At 70.2% G+C, this 2,544-nt stretch carries 3 protein-coding genes; 1 reads left to right on the forward strand and 2 read right to left on the reverse strand.

Translation table 11 applies throughout. From position 1 onward, the window contains the following. On the reverse strand, positions 1–698 hold a 698-nt coding region (locus Q1N79_RS21880), incomplete at its 3' end, for an NAD(P)-dependent oxidoreductase (RefSeq protein WP_300611846.1). A gap of 38 nt (positions 699–736) precedes the next feature. Beyond that, the gene (locus Q1N79_RS21885; RefSeq protein ID WP_300611848.1) at positions 737–2,224 is read right to left on the reverse strand and encodes an aldehyde dehydrogenase family protein; all 1,488 of its coding nucleotides are present in this window, start codon (positions 2,222–2,224) and stop codon (positions 737–739) included. Positions 2,225–2,392: 168 nt separating this feature from the next. Here Q1N79_RS21885 and Q1N79_RS30795 point away from each other — a divergent pair. After that, on the forward strand, positions 2,393–2,544 hold a 152-nt coding region (locus Q1N79_RS30795), incomplete at its 3' end, for an FAD-dependent monooxygenase (protein ID WP_367185128.1).

Raw genomic sequence — 2,544 nt, forward strand, 5'->3', positions numbered from 1 at the left:
CGCGTCAGCGCCTCCATCGGGAGCGCGAACGCGGTGCTGAAGTTCCGCCCGGTGCCGGCGTTCAGCACCTGGAGCGTCGTCGCCGGGTTCAGCCCGAACTTCTGGCCGATGATCAGCGAGTCGAGCGCCGCGACCAGCCCGGCAGCCGACGTGTAGTTGTTGAGCGTCTTGGTCGCGTGTCCGGCGCCGAGCGGGCCGACCCGGAACAGGTGGTTGCACATCGTCCGGATGACCGGCTCGGCCCGGTCCATCGCGTCGGTGTCGTCACCGCCCAGCATGATCGTGATGTGCGCCGTGGCGGCGCCGCCGGGTTCGGGCATCGTCACCGGCGCGTCGAGCAGGGTGAGGCCGCGACCAGCCAGCTCGGCACCGAGCTCACGTGTTCCGAACGGGTCCGAGGAGCTGGTGTCGACCACGATCGCTCCGCTGGCGAGCACGTCGGCCGCGCCCTCGGGTCCGAGGACCACCTCGCGCACGACGTGGCCGTTGGGCAGCATCGTCACCAGCACCTCGATCCCGGCCAGGCCCCGCGGGCTGGCGACCGCCCTGCATCCGTGCTCGCCGGCGAACGTCCGCGCTCGCTCCTGGTCGACGTCCTGGACGGTCACGTCATAGCCGGCCTTGACGACGTTGCCGCACATCGGCCAGCCCGCGTGTCCCAGACCGACGAAACCGACCTTGGGCCTGCTGCTGTCCACGTATCAATCTCCTCAGGAGTCGGGATCCGGTCTCGTCCCTACAGGGCGATCGTCACGACCTTCTCCTCGGTGCAGTCCTCGATGCCTGACCACCCGAGCTCACGGCCGATGCCACTGCGCCCGGCGCCGCCCCAGGGAAGCCGCGGGTCGACGACTCCCCAGCAGTTCACCCACACGGCGCCCGCGCGCAGCTCGCGCGCGAGCAGGTGCGCGCGCGATATGTCCCGGGTCCAGATCGTCGCCGCCAGCGCGTAGTTGGTCCCGTTGGCGAGCCTGACCGCCTCGGCCGGGTCATCGAACGGGATCACGGTGCCGACCGGTCCGAAGATCTCCTCCTGGGCGATCCGCATGTCGTTGGACGCGTCAGCGAAGATCGTGGGCCTGACGTAGTAGCCGCGGTCCCTGGCCCGCTCGCCGCCGGCAACGAGCCGCGCCCCCTCGCGCTGACCGATGTCGATGTAGCCGAGCACCCGCTCGAACTGCTTGCGGTTGATCAGCGTCCCCATCTGGGTCGTCTCGTCGAAGGGATCGCCGAGCACGATCGAGTCGGCCGCGGCGCCGAGCCGCTGGACCACCTCGTCGTACAGCGACCGATGCGCCAGCACGCGGGTGCCCGCCGCGCAGATCTGACCCTGGTTGGCGAAGATCCCGATCGCCGTGACGGTCAGGGCGGCATCGAGGTCGGCGTCGGGGAAGATGATCTGGGGGGTCTTCCCGCCGAGCTCAAGGGTGACGCGCTTGATCGTGTCGGCCCCGAGCTTGGCGACGATCCGCCCGACCTCCGGGCTGCCGGTGAAGGAGATCTTGTCGACGCCGGGATGCGACGCCAGCGCGGCGCCGGCGGTCTCCCCGAAGCCGGTCACGATGTTGACGACGCCGGGCGGGAAGCCAGCCTCCCCGATCAGCTTGCCGAGGTACAGGATCGTCAGCATCGCGTCCTCGGCGGGCTTGATCACGACCGTGCAGCCGGCCGCCAGCGCCGGAGCGACCTTCCAGCTGGTGATCAGGATCGGGCCGTTCCAGGGGATGATCGCCCCGACGACCCCGACCGGCTCGCTGATCGTGTACGCGTGCGCCGGCTGCCCGAGGACACTGGGGACCGGCAGCACGCTGCCGGCGATCTTGTCGCACCAGCCCGCGTAGTAGCGGAAGGTCTCGGCGGCCTGCGGCAGGTCGAGCATCAGCGGCTCGTGGATCGGCTGGCCGCTCTCGTGCACCTGCAGCTGCGCGATCCGCTGCGCGTCGCGGTCGATCAGCTCGGCGAGGCGGTAGAGCAGAGCCGCGCGCGCGGGCGCGGGCAGCTTCGACCACTCGCCCCCGTCGAACTGGGCGCGGGCGGCCCGCACCGCCGCGTCGATGTCGGCGGCGCCGCCGGACGGCAGCGTCGCGAGCACCGTCTCATTAGCGGGATTGAGCTTTTCGAACGTCTCGCCGATGGCGGACTCGCGCCACTGGCCGTTGATCAGCATGTGTGTCGGGACGCCCTGCAGCACCTGCTCCGCCGTCGGCGGGGTGAGGGTAGACATTCAGCTCGCCTCCTACTCCTGTGGCCTGCCCGGGAGTACGGCACCGACTAGCATACGTGCAGTATACCGATTGCCGGCCGCATGTCTATCATGGGTTGACGTTTCCCACCATAGAGGCGGACTCCACGTGACGCCGAGTACTTTGATCGCTGACCGCTGCAGGCTTCGATGACCGTCGAGCACCTTGGCGTCGTGGTCGTCGGCGCCGGCCCCGCGGGCTACGCGGCGGCCCTCGGGCTCGCCGAGCTTGGGGTCGCCTGCACGCTTGTCGAGCAGCACATGACCGTCGCGGCCGGCAGTCGCGCGACCGGGATCTCGCG

It is taken from the genome of Trebonia sp. (assembly GCF_030042015.1).
Taxonomy (GTDB): domain Bacteria; phylum Actinomycetota; class Actinomycetes; order Streptosporangiales; family Streptosporangiaceae; genus Trebonia.